This window comes from Streptomyces sp. NPDC001700 (assembly GCF_053596435.1).
Genome location: NZ_JBSFGE010000001.1, coordinates 323,409 through 340,013 on the forward strand (window position 1 = coordinate 323,409; position 16,605 = coordinate 340,013).

The following is a 16,605-nucleotide window of genomic DNA, read 5'->3' on the forward strand; positions in this document are numbered from 1 at the left end:
GCCGACGATAAGCAGGCGGGATTTCCCGGGCATGACCCATTTGTTTCACCCAGGTTAACCGGGTCAGGGGGCGTTACGGGCGTATGCGGGGGGCCGCAGTAACGTATGGAGCGTGGACAAGAGGCAAGCAATCGGATCCTGGCTTTCCGGCCCTCGCGCGGCCGCCGAGGAGATGGGCGTCGACCTGGGCTACCGCGGCCAGGGGCTGGGGCTGCCCGAGAGCGGACCGGGCGCGATCGCACCGCTCGGACGCCGCTTCGGGGCGATTTTCATCGACTGGGGCCTGTGCGTGCTCGTCTCGTACGCGCTGCTGGCCGGGCGCAATGTGCAGGCCGCCGGGAACTGGGCGCTGCTCGTGTTCCTCGTGCTCAGCCTGCTGACCGTGGGCACCGTCGGCGCGACCCCCGGCAAGCTGCTGCTCAAGCTGCGGGTGGTCGGCGAGGGCGGGGCGCGGCTCAGCCTGCCGCGGGCCGTGCTGCGCAGCGTGCTGCTGCTGCTCGTCATCCCCGCGGTCGTCTTCGACCGTGACACCCGCGGGTTGCATGACCGGTTGTCGCGGGCCGTGCAGATCCGCGTCTGAGCCGCTGGTCGCATAACGGCAATCGCATACGAACGGCTGATTGCATACGAACGGCTGATTGCATACGAAAGGCGGCCCGGGACGGAGAGTCCCGGGCCGCCTTCGTTACGTGGAGTCTCGGCGTACGGCCGCTCAGCGGCCCTTCGGCATGCGCATGCCCTTGGGCATCGGGCCCTTCGGGATCGGCATGTTGCTCATGAGGTCGCCCAGCGCGCGCAGCCGCTCGTTCACGACCGTCACCTGCGCGCCCGGCAGCACCCTCGGCAGCTTCAGCAGCGTGGTGCGGAGCTTCTTGATCTCCACCTGGCCCTCGCCGGAGCCGACGATCACGTCGTGCACCGGGACGTCCGACACGATGCGGCCCATCCGCTTCTTCTCGGCGGCCAGCATGCCCTTGAGCCGGTTCGGGTTGCCCTCGCCGACGAGCACGATGCCCGCCTTGCCGATGGCCCGGTGGATGACGTCCTGGTTGCGGTTCATCGCGACCGCCGGGGTCACCGACCAGCCGCGGCCCACGTTCTCCAGAACGGCGGCGGCCGCGCCCGGCTGGCCCTCCATCTGGCCGAAGGCCGCCCGCTCGGCGCGGCGGCCGAAAATGATCGCCATCGCGAGGAACGCCAGGACGAAGCCCAGGATGCCCAGGAAGATGGGGTGGCCGATGAGGAAGCCGATGGCGAGGAGGACACCGAAGGTGATGATCCCCACGCCGGCGACCACAAGGCCGACCTTCGAGTCGACCCGTTTGGTCATCTTGTAGGTCAGGGCGATCTGCTTCAGTCGCCCGGGGTTCTCGGATGTTTCCTTCCGCGCCATAAGGCGAAGTTTACGTGGCCTGGGAAGCCTCGGTGGACACGGCCTCCAGTACGTGCTGGGCTTCGGTCCGGTCCTTGGCGCGGCGGCGGTCCTCCAGGACCGCGGTCCAGGCGTTACGCCGGGCTGTGCGCTGCCCGCCGCGCAGCAGCAGTCCCTCCAGGGCGAGCAGCGCGTCGGTCACGGACGGGCGTACGGGCGCAGCCGGCATGGGTACCCCTCGGGAGCGGCGGATTATCACGAAGCACGCGACCATGAGCGGTGCGTGGTTTCATCGTTACCCAATGGTGTTACCAGTGTGTGACCGGTCGGTCAAACACCGATGAAGCCTTGGGGAAGCTGCCGATTGCGGCTGTGACCTGCGGTTTTGTCAGGGACGCGGAGAGCGTGGTGTGCCCGTACTCACACAGCGTGTTGCTCACACCGACCGGATATGCCCGCTTGCGAGCCAACGGCGGTGCGAACCCGCCCGGGTTCGCACCGCCGTTGGGCGTTTCGGCTTTCAGACCGCCTGCGCCGCGTTCTCCCGCTGGTCGATGGCCTGCTGGTACAGCCGACCCGCGCGGTACGACGAACGGACGAGGGGGCCGGACATGACACCGGCGTAGCCGATCTCGTCCGCCTCCTCCTTCAGCTCCACGAACTCGTTCGGCTTGACCCAGCGCTCCACCGGGTGGTGCCGGGCGGAGGGGCGCAGGTACTGGGTGATCGTGATCAGCTCGCAGCCCGCGTCGTACAGGTCCTGCAGCGCCTCGCTGACCTCCTCGCGGGTCTCGCCCATGCCCAGGATCAGGTTGGACTTGGTGACCAGCCCCGCCTCGCGGGCCTTGGTGATGACCTCGAGCGAGCGCTCGTAGCGGAAGCCGGGGCGGATGCGCTTGAAGATCCGCGGCACCGTCTCGACGTTGTGCGCGAGCACCTCGGGACGGGACGAGAAGACCTCGGCGAGCTGGTCGGGGTCCGCGTTGAAGTCCGGGATCAGCAGCTCGACGCCGGTGTCCGGCATGAGCGAGTGGATCTGCCGCACGGTCTCGGCGTAGAGCCAGGCACCGCCGTCGTCCAGGTCGTCGCGGGCGACGCCGGTGATCGTCGCGTACCGCAGCTCCATCGTCCGTACGGATTCGGCCACCCGGCGCGGCTCGTCGCGGTCCAGCGGCTGCGGCTTGCCGGTGTCGATCTGGCAGAAGTCACAGCGCCGGGTGCACTGGTCGCCGCCGATGAGGAACGTGGCCTCGCGGTCCTCCCAGCATTCGAAGATGTTGGGACAGCCCGCCTCCTGGCACACCGTGTGCAGGCCTTCCCGCTTCACCAGGCCGTGCAGCTCGGTGTACTCGGGGCCCATCTTCGCCCGCGTTTTGATCCATTCGGGCTTGCGCTCGATGGGGGTCTGGCTGTTCCGGACCTCCAGACGCAGCATCTTGCGTCCGTCGGGTGCGACTGCGGACACGTCCGGCACTCCTCTTTGCTTGGCGAGTCTGGGTGGCGCGGCTTTCGAATCGTCGGCGGTCACCAGGGTACGCCCGTCATTCGTACGGATTTACGTCCAGGGCAACCGGTGAGGTCGGGGGCCGCATTCCCCAAGGGCCGCCTTCCCCGGGGCCCTGAGCCCATGCCCGGGGCCCTACAGGGCCGCTGCCCGGGCCATGCCCGGGGCTTACACGGCGCGGGGCAGCGGAACGGCGGACTCCACGACCGCCCGCAGATGTTTCTCGACCACCGGGATCACCTCGGCGACCGTCACGTCCCGGCCCAGCTCCGCCGAGAGCGACGTCACTCCGGCGTCCCGGATGCCGCACGGCACGATCCGGTCGTACGAGGTGTTGTCCGGATCGCAGTTGAACGAGAAGCCGTGCATGGTCACGCCCTTGGCGACCCGCACGCCGATCGCGCCGAGCTTGCGGTCCTCGCGGCGCTGTCCGGCGTTGGACGGGGCGTACTCCGGGCCGTTCAGCCGCGGGTCGAACTCCTCGTCCTCCACTCGCGGGTCGAAGTCCAGCGTCAGCCCGCCGAGCGCGGGCCGCTGGTCCACCGGGTCGCCCAGCACCCACACCCCGCTGCGGCCCTCCACGCGGGTGGCCGCCACGCCGAAATCGGCGCAGGTCAGCAGCATGGCCTCCTCCAGCCGCCGGACGTGGGCGACGACGTCGACCGGGCGCGGCAGCTTGAGGATCGGATAGCCGACCAGCTGGCCGGGGCCATGCCAGGTGATCTTGCCGCCGCGGTCCACGTCCACCACCGGGGTGCCGTCGAGAGGGCGCTCGTTGTCGGCCGTGCGCCGCCCCGCCGTGTAGACGGCCTGGTGTTCCAGCAGCAGACAGGTGTCCGGGATCTCGTCCGCGAAGCGGGCGGCGTGCACCCGGCGCTGCTCCTGCCACGCCTCCTGGTAGTCGACGGCGTCCGCCCCGAACCCCAGATGGACGTAGCGCAGTCGCGTCTGCGAAGCGGGGGGCGTCTCCGGGGACGTTGCGGTCACGGCAAGCTCCTTTTCGGACCTCGTAACGGTGGGCGGTGCCTCCGCCACTGTACGACCGCGCACTTTCGGACCCCTATCCGGCTCGTTCTCACACGATCGGATGAAAGGAGTCCGAGCAGCGCGATCAGCCCGCTACAGGCAGTTAAATTCACGCCGTTCCACAGAGCGAATCGTTCCACAGAGCGAATCAGGGAGACCGGCAGGCTGATGACGGAACGACCCCCCCAGCGCATCCCCAACCGTCAGCTCGCCGCGCTGATTTCCGAGGCAGGGTTCTCCAACGCCGGGCTGGCCCGGCGGGTGGACCAGCTCGGCATCGAGCACGGCCTCGACCTGCGGTACGACAAGACATCGGTCACCCGCTGGCTGCGTGGCCAGCAGCCGCGCGGCACCACCCCCGCGCTGATCGCGGAGGTCTTCACCCGTCGGCTGGGCCGCCGGCTGTCCGCCCAGGACCTGGGGCTGGACGCCTGTGCGCCGGTGTACGCGGGTCTGGAGTTCGCGGCCACCCCGCAGGAGGCGGTGGACATCGTCAGCGGGTTGTGGCGGAAGGACTCGGGCAGCCACGCGGAGCTGCGGAAGATCGCGTTCACCCCGGCCGGGCTGGTGGTCCCCAGCCGCGACTGGCTGATCGGCAGACCCGACGACCGGGTCGCCCGAGGTGAACCCCCGGCGGCCGGTGGTGCGACCGTCCCGGCCCAGGGCGGCCGGGCGGCGGCCGCGGGCCGGGCGGTCCCCGTGGTCCCCGTGGGCCGGACGGTCGCCGCTCCTGGGGCCGCCGAACGGGCCCCCGTGCCCCGGCAGCGGCAGGCGGACCGGGTCCAGCGCGGGCCCGGCCACCGGGTGACCCCGGGCGACATCGCGGCGCTGCGCTCGGTCAGCGAGCTGTTCCGGACGCTGGACCAGACGTACGGCGGCGGCCACGCCCGGCAGGCCCTGGTGCGCTATCTGGAGCACGAGGGCGAGCCGATGCTGCGCGGCACCTACGGCGAGACGACGGGGCGGCGGCTGTTCGGCGCCGTCGCCGACCTGACCCGGCTGGCCGGGTGGACGTCGTACGACATCGCCGCGCACGGCCTGGCCCAGCGGTATTTCGTCCAGGCGCTGCGGCTCGCGCAGGCCGCCGGGGACCGGCCGTACGGCAGCTATGTGCTGGTGACGATGAGCCGCCAGGCCGTCTACCTGGGCCACGGCCGGGAGGCCGTCCAGCTCGCCAGGGTGGCCCAGCAGGGCGTGGGCGGCGGCGCCCCGCCGGTGCTCCAGTCCCTGCTGCACGCCGTCGAGGCGCGCGGGCACGCGGTGCTCGGCGAGGTACGGGCCTCCACCGCCTCCCTCGCCCGCGCCGAGCGGGCGCTGGAGACGTCGCGGCCGGGCGACGACGTGCCGTACTGGGCGCGGACCTTCGACGAGGCGCAGCTGGCCGACGAGTTCGGCCACTGCCACCGGGACCTCCAGCAGTACCGGGCCGCGGCCCAGCACGCGGAGCGCTCGCTGCGGCTGCGCGGCGCCGGGTTCGCCCGCAGCCGCCTCTTCAGCCGGGTGGTGCTGGCGACCGCCCGGCTGGGCCTCGGCGAGCTGGAACAGGCGTGCACGCTGGGCGCGGAGGCGGCGCAGCAGGCCTCCGAGATGCGGTCGGCGCGGGCGCTGGACTACGTACGCGACTTCGAACGCCGCCTGGAGCCATACCGGGACGCGGCCCCGGTCCGCGGCTACCGGGAGCGGGTGGCCGCGCTGGGGTAGGGGGCGCCGTGCCGGGCCGGGCTCCCGACGCCCGGCCCGGCCCGTCGGTGGTGAGGGCGGGCCGGATCGGGCGGGCGCGGCGTCCGGCGGCGCCCCGGGCGGTGGCCGGAGGTGCGTGTGGTCGACGGGACTGCTCGCCGCCGTCGCCAGTACGAGTCCCCGGCAGGCCCGCCGGACCGTTCGACGCTGCGGAGGCGGCCTCGGGCCCCACGCCCGAGGCAGGCGAGTCTGCCGGGGTGGTGGCGCCGCCCGCTTCCGACACCGCCGCGTCGGCAGACGGCGCCGGGCGAGGCGGAGGGGCGCCCTCGCGGGGGCGCCTTCCGGCGGTTGCCGGGGCGGCTGGACCGGGCGGCTCCGGCGACGCGGCGTCGGGCGGCCCCCGGCGGTGGTCGGGGGGCGGGAGCAAGGCTGGGTGGCGCGGGCCTGGCGGGAGGTTGTGGGCCCTAGCCCGCGCCGATCCCGAAGGTTCGGGCCAGGCCTGCCGCGCCCGCCTCCGTCACGTCGATCGCTCGGCGCCGCGTGCCCCGGCGGATCCAGTCCAGTTCGAAGAGCCGGTCGGTGAGTGCGGCGCCGAGGGCGCCTGCCAGGTGGTGGCGCTGTTCGGTCCAGTCCACGCAGTAGCGGATCAGGGGGCGGCGGCGGGTGCGGAGCTGGTCGGTGTCCACGCCGAACGCGGCCAGCTCGGCCCGCCCCCGGTCGGTCAGCCGGTACGGGGTGTCGTTGCCGGGCGCGGACAGCCGGTCGCGTTCGGCCGTCTCCGGGTGGTGGCGTCCGTCGCCGCCGGTCAGTACGGAGCGGTCCAGCAGGGCGGCCATCAGGGCCACGCCCAGGCCGCCCGCGACATGGTCGTAGCAGGTGCGGGCCCGGCGCAGGGCGTGGGCGTGGCCAGCAGCGCGCAGCGAGGTGACGGGCAGCGGCGGCGCGATCCTGGCCAGCGCCTCGATGGCCTCGCCGACGGCGGGCCCGGCCAGCCGGTAGTAGCGGTGCCGCCCCTGCTGTTCGACGCGTACGACACCGGCCTCCAGTAGCTTCGCCAGATGCCCGCTCACCGTGGACGCGCTCACCCCCGCCTCGGTGGCCAGCACGCTCGCGGGCAGCGCCCGCCCCTCCGCCAGCGCCAGCAGGATCCGGGCGCGGGAGGCGTCGGCGAGGGCGGTGGCGGCGCGGGCGATGTCCGCGTCGCGGGCGGGGGAGACGGGGGAGGCCATGAGGTCAGCGTAGGACGGGGGCGCTTCGGCACCCGGCGAAGTGTGGATGCCGGGAGGGGGCGCTCAGCGCGCCGCCCCGAATGCCTCCTCCGCCTCGGCGATCGCCCGGGTCAGGGTCTCGGGTTCCGGGCGGAGCCCGGCCGTGATCGTGTCGAGGTCGCGCAGGCCCGCCCGCCGCAGCAGCCGCTTCTCGTTGGTGACCCACTCGCCGCGCGCCGCCAGCACCGCGTGCGCGGTCTGCATGGCGGCGGTGGCGAGCGCGCCCGCGACCTCCGTGGCCTGGCCGCGCGGGGCGTACGAGCCGCCTGCGTACGCGAGCGTCAGGGCGGCCCGTTCGCGCCAGAACGGGGGAGCCGCCGCGCGCAGCGGCTCCGGGTACGCGGGGCGGGGCAGGGTGCCGCGGAGCACCTGGTTGTCGCCGAGTTCGGCGGCGAGCAGATAGCTGGGGACGCCCGCGAGGTGGAAGAGGAGCGGTTCCACGTGGAAGCGGCCCTGCCGGGCCTCGGCGAGTTCGTGTTCGACGGCGTCGAGGTCGCGGTAGTGGACGTCGACGTGGCGGCCGTCAACGGTCAGCCAGGCGCCGCCGTTGAAGACGCCACCGCCCCAGCCGCCGATCTCGGAGACCTCGCCCTCCCAGCCGACCGCCCGCAGGTCGGCCGGGTCGAAGCCGCCCCGGTAGTAGAGGGCCAGGTCCCAGTCGCTGTCCGGGGTGTGGGTGCGCTGGGCGCGCGAGCCGCCGAGGGCGACGGCGTGCACGGCGGGCAGCGCGGCGAGCCGGTCGGCGACATGGTCGAGGAAGGTTTCGTCGGTCATGGTGATGTGATGGTGCGCGGTGTCCGCCGGGCGCTCAAGCGGTTTTCGGCCGGTGACCGACGTACGACGCGGGACAGTTCAGGCGGCCGCCGCCGGGAGCGCGGGGGTGGTGTCGGAGCCGGGGGTGGCGCCGAAGTCCTGGAGGACCGCCCGGGCGGCGCGGCGGCCGGAGACGAGGGCGCCCTGCACGTTGCTGGCGTCGCGGTGGTCGCCGCATACGTACAGCCCGGACAGCAGCCGCACCGGGCGCCGCAGGTCGTGCGGCGCGGGCATGGCGGGCACCGCGTGCGGGTCGTGGTGGGCGGCCAGCAGCTCCCAGTCGGCGGTGGAGGTGCCGTAGACCGCGGCGAGCTGGGCCCTGGCCTGCCGGTCGAGTTCGGCGGCCGGAAGCCCCGCGGCGGCGCCCAGCACGGTGGAGGTGATCAGCACCCGGCCGCCCGGCGCGCGCGAGGGGTCGACCTCGCTGGCGACCGTGGTGTGCGCGACCGGGCCCTGGCCGCCCGCGGCGAGGATCAGCGCGGGTTCGCGCAGCGGCGGCTGGTCGGCGGTGTGGTGCAGCACGGTGACCGGGTGGAAGGCGGGCAGCCGCAGCCCGGGGAGGAATTCGGCGGCGTCGTGCGCCCCGGTGGCCACCAGCACCGCGCGGCAGCCGATCTCGCCGTGCGCGGCGGTGGTCACGGCGGTGGTGGCGGCCGAGGTGGCGCGTACGCCGGTACGGACCGTCCCCGGCGGCAGGCTGGCGGCCAGCAGCTCGGGGACGGTGGCGGCGCCGCCCGCCGGGAGGCACAGCCGCCCGCGGGCGTAGCCGCGCAGCACCAGGTCGGCGCAGCGGCTGGACGTGCTCAGGCCCGGGTCGCTCAGCAGCGAGACGAGAAGCGGGCGCAGCACGCTCTCGACGGTACGAGCGGGTAGGCCCCGCCCCGCCAGGGTCTCGTGGACCGGCCGGTCGGGGCGGGCGAGGAGGCGGTCCGCGGGCAGGGCGGCGAGCCTGCCGAGCGCGGCACCGAGTCGGGCCTGATCGAGTCCGCCGCCCAAGGGCGCGCGGGCGGCGCTTGCGAGAGCGCGCGCCGTGGTGAGTGCGCCCCTTGTGCTCCGGGAGCCACTACGAGTTCCGCTACGGGAGCCGCGGTGCGCGCCGATCCGCTGCGTACGGCCGTCGCTGTGCACCAGCACCCCCTGCGAGAAGGGGCGCAGGGCGAGCGCGTCGAGCCCAGGGGTGTGCCGCAGTTCGGGGAAGGAGGTGTTCACCAGCTGCCCGGTGCGGTCCAGCCGGAAGCCGTCGACCGTATCGGTCGTCATACGGCCGCCGACCCGGGGCGCGGCCTCCAGGACGGTGACCTCCATGCCCGCGCCGGTCAGCAACTGGGCGGCGGCCAGCCCCGCGAGTCCGGCTCCCACGATGACGACGTCCGTGCGGTGCGCGCTGGTGAGCACGTTCCCTCCCCGGGGTCGGGATGGAGCGGATCGGAACGGTCACGACGGTAAGGGCAAAAACGGTCGATGACAGACGCGCATCGACCGAGCACGGGCGCACAACGGTCGCACGCCGATCGTGTACGACCGTTCAGGCCGCTCGGTTTCGCCACATCCCCTTCCCCGGCGGACCGTCAGCGCCCTCCGCCCACCGCCGCCTTCAGGGCCTCGTCGACATGCGGGTAGGTGAAGGAGAAGCCGGAGTCCAGGAGCTTGCGGGGGAGGGCGCGCACACTGCCGAGGATGTCCGTGGACATCTCGCCCAGCGCGATCCGCAGGGCCGGGGCGGGGACGTGGAGCAGCGTCGGGCGGCGCAGCACCCGGCCCATGGCCTCGGTCATCTCACGGTTGGTCACGGGGGAGGGGCTGGTGAGGTTCACGGGGCCGCTGAGGTCCGCCGTGTCCAGGATGTGGCGCAGCGCGGCGATGTGGTCGTGCAGGGCGATGAAGCTCCAGTACTGCCGTCCGCTGCCCATCCGCCCGCCGAGCCCCGCCTTGAACAGCGGGAAGAGACGGCCCCACGCCCCGCCCTCGGGCGCGATCACCAGCCCGCTGCGGACGAACACCGTGCGGATGTCCGCCTCCTGTGCCGCGGCGGTCGCCTCCTCCCAGTCCTGACACAGATCCGGGAGGAAACCGTGCCCAGGGGGCGCGCTCTCATCCACCGCGCGCTCCCCCGTGTCCCCGTAGAACCCCACCGCGCTTCCACTCACCAGCACCCGGGGCGGGGTGTCCAGAGCGGCCACGGCCTCGGCGATGGCGGCCGTGCCCAGCACCCGGCTGTCCCGCAGCTCCTTCTTGTACGCGTCGGTCCAGCGGTGCTCGCCGATGCCCGCGCCCGCGAGGTGGACGACGGCCTCACATCCCGTCAGCCCGGCGGTGTCGACCCACTGCCGGTGCGGATCCCACTCGACCTCCGCCTCCTCACGCGGAGTTCGCCGCACCAGCCGCACGATCTGGTGGCCGTCCCGGCGCAAGGAGTGGACGAGGGCCGTACCGATGAGCCCGGTGGAACCGGTGACCGCGATGCGCATGGCCCCATCCTGCCCCTGATCTTCCGGGGGATGTCGGACGTGCTATCGGTGATGTCGGACGTGCTTCGGGGGGATGTCGGGCGTGGGGGAGTGCGTGGCAGAGTGACCCGCATGTCCGAGCCCTCCGCCCCGCCCCAGCCGTCCGCCGTACCCGCGCCGTTCATCCGGCGCGCCGTGCTCGACGACGAGCAGGCACTGGTCGCGCTGGAGCGCCGCACCTGGTCCACGCTGCACTCCGTACTGCCGGCACCGGAGCCGCCGTACGACGCCTTCTTCACCCACCGCAACCGCCCCGTCCACGTTCAGGTGGCCGAGCTGGACGGGCGCCCCGTCGGCTTCGTACGGCTGGTCCCGTCGACGCAGCTGGCCTGCAACGCGCACGTCCGCCAGATACAGGGGCTCGCCGTGGACCCGGTGGCGCGCGGCCGGGGCGTCGCGCGGGCGCTGCTGCACGCGGCGTACGAGGAGGCGGTGCGGCAGGGCGCGAGCCGGATGACCCTGCGGGTGCTCGGCCACAACCTCCCGGCGCGGCGGCTCTACGAGTCGGAGGGGTTCGTGGTGGAGGGCGTCCTGCCGGGGGAGTTCCTGCTGGACGGCGCGTACGTGGACGATGTGCTGATGGGACGCCCTCTGACCGGCTGACCTGTCAGCTCCGGAAGCGTTCCCAGAGCCGGGGGTACCGCTCCGCCAGCGCCTGATCGTTCTCCAGGTCGAACGTCGCGCCCAGCGGCTCGTCCGGCTGCTCGGGGAGCCCAAGCTCCGGCAGGACCAGGCCGGTGAGCTGCTCGTACGCCTCGTCCGCCGCGAAGCCCAGGTCCTCGCAGTCGCCGTCCACCTGCTCGTCGAAGTCGTCGAGCAGCTCGGCCAGGGCGTCCGGATCGTGCAGCGCGCCCTCGAAGACCTCCCGGCCCTGGCCGATCAGCCAGTAGCGGAACGCCTCGAAGGCGTCGTCGCTGACGCCGCCCAGTAGCACCCAGGCGGCCCCCCACAGATCCCAGCGGTACGCGCGGTTGGCGCGGGCCTCGAAGTGCCGGGCGAAGTCCAGCACGGAGTCGGGGTCGAGCTGTGACAGCTGCTCGACGAGCAGGTCGGACTGGTCCTCGGGGTCGCCCTCGGCGGTCTCCCGGGCGTGGTCGACCAGCCCCCAGAACTCCGTCTCGTCCATCATCACGGGACCAGCATCGGCCCTCGCGCCCACCCCCGCACGTGGAGCGACCCAGATGCGGCCCTCTTGTTATATGGGACAGAAGGTGTCGGGTTTCCTTGCGATCGTCGAACGCGTCACTGAGGACGGCTCCACGGAGAGGACGTACATACGTGAGCACACAGGGCACGCAGGGCACGCAGCGGCCACTGGCGGGCAAGGTCGCGCTCGTCGCGGGCGCGACACGCGGCGCGGGGCGGGCCATGGCCGTCGAGCTGGGCGCGGCGGGCGCCACCGTCTACGCGACGGGGCGCACCACCCGGGACCGGATCAGCGAGGTCGGGCGGGCGACGGAGACCATCGAGGAGACCGCGGAACTGATCACGGCGGCGGGCGGGACGGGTATCGCGGTGCCCGTCGACCACCTGGAGCCCGAGCAGGTACGGGCCCTCATCGAGCGCGTCGACCGCGAGCAGGGGCGGCTGGACGTCCTGGTCAACGACGTCTGGGGCGGCGAACACCTGATCGCGTTCGGCAAGAAGACCTGGGAGAACGACCTGGACGGGGGGCTGCGGATGCTCCGGCTCGGCGTCGAGACCCACCTGATCACCAGCTATTACGCGCTGCCGCTGCTGATCCGGAACCCGGGTGGCCTGGTGGTCGAGGTGACCGACGGGAACGAGGAGTTCAACAAGACCTACCGGGAGAACCTCTTCTTCGACCTCACCAAGAACGCCCCCATCCGCACCGCCTTCGGGCTGGCGGAGGAGCTGAAGGAGTACGACGGCACGGCGGTGTGTATCTCCCCGGGCTTCCTGCGCTCCGAACAGATGCTGGACCACTTCGGGGTGACCGAGGAGAACTGGCGGGACGCGGTCGAGCGGGAGCCGCACTTCGCCATCGCCGAGACGCCGTACTTCGTCGGGCGCGCGGTCGCCGCGCTCGCCGCCGACCCGGAGCGGGCGCGGTGGAGCGGACAGTCCGTCTTCAGCGGGGACCTGGCCAAGGTCTACGGCTTCACCGACCTCGACGGATCGCGGCCGGACGCCTTCGGGTACTTCCGTGACGTCGTCTTCGGCGGCCAGGAGGGTACGGCCGACGACTACCGGTAGCTAGCTGTAGAGGTCCGCCATCCGTCGAGCTGCCTCGGCGAACCGTTCCCGCAGCTCCGGCGGCGCCAGCACCTCCGCCTCCGGGCCGAGCGCGAGCAGCTGTCCGTACGCCACCTCGGCCGACTCCACGGGCAGGGTCACGGTGATCCGCCCCTGCCCGTCCGGCTCCCCGGCCGCCCGTACGGCCTCCTCGCCCGCCGTGCGGTCCGTGACGTACGGCAGGGCGCGGGCGGCCCCGGGGGTGAGGCGCAGGGTGACCTCCTCGCGGAGGATCGAGCGCGCGAACTGGGCGGCGCGCTCCGCCCAGAAGGCGGGCAGGTCGAACGTCTCGTCGCGCCGGAAGCGGCCGTCGCCGGGCGCGGGCGCGACGGAGGCCAGGCGGTCCACCCGGTAGACCCGGAAGTCGCCGGGGGAGCCGTTGGAGGCTTCGGCGCGGGCCGCCAGGTACCAGACGCCCGCCTTGAGGACGAGCCCGTACGGCTCCAGCTCGCGCCCCACCTCGGTGTCCCGGCGGCGGTAGCGCACCGCGAGCCGCCGGTCGTCCCATACGGCGTCGGCGACGTCCGGCAGCAGCGACGGCGTCTGCGGCTCCTGCCACCAGCCCGGGGCGTCGAGGTGGAAGCGCTGGGCCACCGTGTGGGAGGCGTCGCGCAGCTCGGGGAGGAGCGCGGCGGAGACCTTGAGGCGGGCGGCGGACGCGGCGTCCGCGAGCCCCATCTCGCGCAGCGCGGACGGCACCCCGGAGAGGAACAGCGCCTCGGCCTCGGTGCGGCCGAGGCCGGTCAGCCGGGTGCGGTAGCCGCCGATGAGGCGGTAGCCACCGGCGCGGCCGCGGTCCGCGTAGACCGGGACCCCGGCCTCGGAGAGCGCGGCGGCGTCGCGCGTCACCGTGCGCTCCGAAACCTCCAGCTCACGCGCCAGCTCGGCCCCCGTCATGGAGGGCCGAGCCTGGAGCAGAAGGACCATCTTGATCAGCCGCGCCGCACGCACCGCCCCATCATGCCGTGCCGCACCGTGCCACCGGAGGTTTTGCCCCCACCCCGCCCCTTCCCGAACCGGGGCAAGCCCCGGACCCCGCAGCCGGGGCAAGCCCCGGGCCTCCGCAGCCGGGGTGACCCCCGGGCCCCGCAGCGGGTGAGTCCCGGGCCCCGCAGTGGGGGCAAGTCCCGGGCCCCAGCAATCGGGGCGAGCCTGGGCCCCACAGTCAGGGTGAGTCCCGGGGCTCCGCAGCCGCAGCTGGGGTGAGTCCTGGGCCCCCGCAGCCGGGGCAAGCCCCGGGCCCCGCAGCCGGGGTGAGTCCTGGGCCCCGCAGCTGGGGTGAGTCCTGGGCCCCGCAGCTGGGGTGAGGCCCGGCCCTCCGCAGCTGGGGTGAGCCCTGGGCCCCGCAATCGGGGTGAGGCCCGGGCCTCCGCAGTCGGGGCAAGAGCCGGGCCCCGGCTCCCGCGCGGGGAGCCGGGGCCCGGGCGGGCGCTGGGGGCTCAGAGGCCGTAGCGCTCGGCGGCTTCCTTGGGGGCCGTGCTCTTGACCGCGCCCTGCTTGGCGAGCCGGGCCAGGGCGGTGACCACGATCGACGGGACGTCCACCCCGAAGTGGCGGCGGGCCGCCTCGCGGGTGTCGGACAGACCGAAGCCGTCGGTGCCGAGCGAGTACCAGTCCTGCTCGACCCACTGGCTGATCTGGTCCGGTACCGCACGCATCCAGTCGCTGACCGCGAGGACCGGGCCCGGTGCGCCTGCCAGGGCACGGGTGACGTACGGGACCCGGTCTTCGCCGCTGAGCTGCGCCGCGTCACAGGACAGGGCATCGCGGCGCAGCTCGCTCCAGGAGGTGGCGGACCACACGTCGGCGGCCACGCCCCAGTCGTCGGCGAGCAGTTTCTGGGCCTCCAGCACCCAGTGGATGGCGGTGCCGGAGGCGATCAGCTGGATACGGGGGGCGTCGGCGGCGGGCGCCTCGGCCTCCTGGAAGCGGTAGAGACCCTTGACGATGCCTTCCTCGACGCCCTCGTGCTGCGGCATCGGCGGCTGCACCTTGGTCTCGTTGTAGACCGTCAGGTAGTAGAAGACGTCCTCGGCCTGCGGGCCGTACATCCGCCGCAGCCCGTCCCGCACGATCACGCCGACCTCGTACGCGAACGCCGGGTCGTAGGCGAGCGCCGCCGGGTTGGTGGAGGCGATCAGGTGCGAGTGGCCGTCGGCGTGCTGCAGGCCCTCACCGGTCATGGTGGTGCGGCCCGCGGTGGCGCCGATCAGGAAGCCGCGGCCGAGCTGGTCGGCGAACGCCCACATCTGGTCGGCGGTGCGCTGCCAGCCGAACATCGAGTAGAAGATGTAGAAGGGGATCATCGGCTCGCCGTGCGTCGCGTACGACGTGGCGGCGGCCGTGAAGTCGGCCATCGAACCGGCCTCGGTGATCCCCTCGTTGAGGATCTGACCGTTCTTGGCTTCCTTGTAGTACAGGAGCTGATCGCGGTCGACCGGGTCGTAGGTCTGGCCGAGCGGGGAGTAGATCCCGGCGGTCGGGAAGAGCGACTCCATGCCGAACGTACGGGCCTCGTCGGGCACGATCGGCACCCAGCGGTGGCCGGTCTCCTTGTCCCGCATCAGGTCCTTGACCAGGCGCACGAAGGCCATGGTCGTGGCGATCTCCTGGCTGCCGGAGCCCTTGGCCAGGGCCTCGAAGGGCTTGGCGGCGGGCTCGGGCAGGGCCACCGGGTGGACCTTGCGGGCCGGGGCGGGGCCGCCCAGCTCGGCGCGGCGCTCCTGGAGGTAGCGGACCTCGGGGGAGTCCTCGCCGGGGTGGGCGTACGGGACGAGGCTGTCGTCCAGCTTGCTGTCCGGGATCGGCAGCTCCAGGAGGTCGCGCATGGCGCGGAACTCCTTGCCGGTCAGCTTCTTCATCTGGTGGTTCGCGTTGCGCGACTCGAAGGTCGGGCCGAGCGTGTACCCCTTGACGGTCTGGGCGAGAACGACCGTCGGGGCGCCCTTGTGCTCGATCGCCGCGCGGTAGGCCGCGTACACCTTGCGCGGCTCGTGGCCCGCGCGGGAGGTGTGGAAACACTCGGCCAGCTTGGCGTCGGACAGCGTCTTCGCCAGCTCCGCGAGGGCCGGGTCGGCACCGAAGAAGTGCTCGCGGATGTAAGCGGCCTCGCGGGTCGCGTACGTCTGGAACTGGCCGTCGGGGACCTCGCGCAGCCGCCGCGCCAGCGCACCGGAGGTGTCCCGGGCGAACAGCTCGTCCCAGGCGGAGCCCCACAGCGACTTGACGACGTTCCACCCGGCGGCCCGGAACTGGGCCTCCAGCTCCTGCACGATCTTGAAGTTGGCGCGCACCGGGCCGTCGAGGCGCTGCAGGTTGCAGTTGATGACGAACGTGAGGTTGTCCAGGCCCTCGCGCCCGGCCAGCGCCAGTGCGGCGGTCGACTCCGGCTCGTCCATCTCGCCGTCGCCGAGGAAGGCCCATACGTGGGAGTTGGCCGTGTCCTTGATGCCACGGGCGGCCAGGTAGCGGTTGAAGCGGGCCTGGTAGATCGCGGAGATCGGGCCGAGGCCCATCGAGACGGTGGGGAACTCCCACAGCCACGGCATCCGGCGCGGGTGCGGATAGGAGGGCAGGCCCTCGCCGCCCGCCTCGCGGCGGAAGTGGTCGAGGTGCTGCTCGGTCAGCCGGCCGTCGAGGAAGGCGCGGGCGTAGATGCCGGGGGAGGCGTGGCCCTGGATGTAGAGCTGGTCGCCGCTGCCGTCGGCCTCTTTGCCGTGGAAGAAGTGCTGGAAGCCCGTCTCGTAGAGCCAGGCGGCGGAGGCGAAGGTGGCGATGTGGCCGCCGAGGCCGTCCTTGCTGCCACGGGTGACCATCGCGGCCGCGTTCCACCGGTTCCAGGCGGTGATCCGGCGCTCCATGGCCTCGTCACCGGGGAACGCGGGCTCCCCGGCGGTGGGGATGGTGTTGACGTAGTCCGACTCCAGCAGCGGCGGCAGCGCCAGTCCGGTGCCCTCGGCGCGCTCCAGGGTGCGGCGCATCAGGTACGAGGCGCGGTGCGGGCCGGCGGCCTGGGTGACGGCAGCGAGCGAGGCGCCCCACTCGGCGGTCTCCTCGGGGTCCCGGTCGGGGAACTGGTCGAGCGCACTCGGCTGCGTGCTTGCGAGATCGGTCATGCGGTCGACTGTAAGTTCTGATCGATGATCGATCAAAGTAGATGAAGGGAAAAACTTGTCCGTA

General features: G+C 73.0%; 15 protein-coding genes. 4 read left to right on the forward strand and 11 right to left on the reverse strand.

Features of this window, described 5'->3' with window-relative positions; genetic code table 11:
• Positions 1-112: 112 nt before the first annotated feature.
• Entirely contained in the window at positions 113-580 is a 468-nt protein-coding gene (locus tag ACWC5C_RS01475; RefSeq protein ID WP_450872634.1) for an RDD family protein, read from the forward strand.
• A gap of 132 nt (positions 581-712) precedes the next feature.
• Here the strand turns inward: ACWC5C_RS01475 and ACWC5C_RS01480 are convergent, their stop codons facing one another.
• The 4 genes from ACWC5C_RS01480 to lipB all read right to left on the reverse strand — a co-directional run bounded on the left by ACWC5C_RS01480 (position 713) and on the right by lipB (position 3,863).
• The gene (locus ACWC5C_RS01480; protein ID WP_385438239.1) at positions 713-1,393 is read right to left on the reverse strand and encodes a DUF4191 domain-containing protein; all 681 of its coding nucleotides are present in this window, start codon (positions 1,391-1,393) and stop codon (positions 713-715) included.
• Between the two features lie 10 nt (positions 1,394-1,403).
• Complete coding sequence (locus ACWC5C_RS01485; RefSeq protein ID WP_039939240.1) at positions 1,404-1,601, reverse strand: SCO2195 family GlnR-regulated protein; 198 nt, start codon at positions 1,599-1,601, stop codon at positions 1,404-1,406.
• A gap of 291 nt (positions 1,602-1,892) precedes the next feature.
• On the reverse strand, positions 1,893-2,837 hold the full coding sequence (lipA, locus tag ACWC5C_RS01490) for a lipoyl synthase (RefSeq protein ID WP_450872637.1): 945 nt from the start codon (positions 2,835-2,837) through the stop codon (positions 1,893-1,895).
• Positions 2,838-3,044: 207 nt separating this feature from the next.
• Entirely contained in the window at positions 3,045-3,863 is an 819-nt protein-coding gene (gene lipB, locus ACWC5C_RS01495) for a lipoyl(octanoyl) transferase LipB (RefSeq protein ID WP_450872638.1), read from the reverse strand.
• Between the two features lie 207 nt (positions 3,864-4,070).
• Here lipB and ACWC5C_RS01500 point away from each other — a divergent pair, with 207 nt between their 5' ends.
• A complete protein-coding gene (locus ACWC5C_RS01500; protein WP_450872640.1) occupies positions 4,071-5,603 on the forward strand; it encodes a regulator in 1,533 nt (510 codons plus the stop codon).
• A 443-nt stretch (positions 5,604-6,046) separates the two neighbouring features.
• Here ACWC5C_RS01500 and ACWC5C_RS01505 read toward each other — a convergent pair whose 3' ends face one another.
• The 4 genes from ACWC5C_RS01505 to ACWC5C_RS01520 all read right to left on the reverse strand — a co-directional run bounded on the left by ACWC5C_RS01505 (position 6,047) and on the right by ACWC5C_RS01520 (position 10,131).
• A complete protein-coding gene (locus ACWC5C_RS01505; protein WP_450872642.1) occupies positions 6,047-6,811 on the reverse strand; it encodes an ArsR/SmtB family transcription factor in 765 nt (254 codons plus the stop codon).
• A gap of 63 nt (positions 6,812-6,874) precedes the next feature.
• Positions 6,875-7,624 carry a nucleotidyltransferase domain-containing protein gene (locus ACWC5C_RS01510; RefSeq protein WP_450872644.1) on the reverse strand — a complete coding sequence of 250 codons (750 nt, stop codon included), beginning with the start codon at positions 7,622-7,624 and terminating at the stop codon, positions 6,875-6,877.
• 78 nt (positions 7,625-7,702) lie between these two features.
• Complete coding sequence (locus tag ACWC5C_RS01515) at positions 7,703-9,058, reverse strand: FAD-dependent oxidoreductase (protein ID WP_450872646.1); 1,356 nt, start codon at positions 9,056-9,058, stop codon at positions 7,703-7,705.
• 173 nt (positions 9,059-9,231) lie between these two features.
• A complete protein-coding gene (locus tag ACWC5C_RS01520) occupies positions 9,232-10,131 on the reverse strand; it encodes a TIGR01777 family oxidoreductase (protein ID WP_450872647.1) in 900 nt (299 codons plus the stop codon).
• A gap of 111 nt (positions 10,132-10,242) precedes the next feature.
• Here ACWC5C_RS01520 and ACWC5C_RS01525 point away from each other — a divergent pair, with 111 nt between their 5' ends.
• Positions 10,243-10,773 carry an N-acetyltransferase family protein gene (locus ACWC5C_RS01525; RefSeq protein ID WP_450872649.1) on the forward strand — a complete coding sequence of 177 codons (531 nt, stop codon included), beginning with the start codon at positions 10,243-10,245 and terminating at the stop codon, positions 10,771-10,773.
• Positions 10,774-10,777: 4 nt separating this feature from the next.
• Here the strand turns inward: ACWC5C_RS01525 and ACWC5C_RS01530 are convergent, their stop codons facing one another.
• Entirely contained in the window at positions 10,778-11,296 is a 519-nt protein-coding gene (locus ACWC5C_RS01530; RefSeq protein WP_450873227.1) for a DUF4240 domain-containing protein, read from the reverse strand.
• Positions 11,297-11,448: 152 nt separating this feature from the next.
• On the opposite strand from ACWC5C_RS01530, the gene ACWC5C_RS01535 reads away from it, so the two are divergent.
• Entirely contained in the window at positions 11,449-12,387 is a 939-nt protein-coding gene (locus ACWC5C_RS01535) for an SDR family oxidoreductase (RefSeq protein WP_450872651.1), read from the forward strand.
• On the opposite strand, the gene ACWC5C_RS01540 is transcribed toward ACWC5C_RS01535, so the two are convergent.
• Positions 12,388-13,377, reverse strand: coding sequence for a helix-turn-helix transcriptional regulator (locus ACWC5C_RS01540; RefSeq protein ID WP_450872653.1), 990 nt, complete (start codon positions 13,375-13,377; stop codon positions 12,388-12,390).
• Between the two features lie 488 nt (positions 13,378-13,865).
• Positions 13,866-16,541 (reverse strand): pyruvate dehydrogenase (acetyl-transferring), homodimeric type, encoded by a 2,676-nt coding sequence (gene aceE / locus ACWC5C_RS01545; protein WP_450872654.1) that lies wholly within the window; start codon positions 16,539-16,541, stop codon positions 13,866-13,868.
• Between the last annotated feature and the right edge of the window lie 64 nt (positions 16,542-16,605).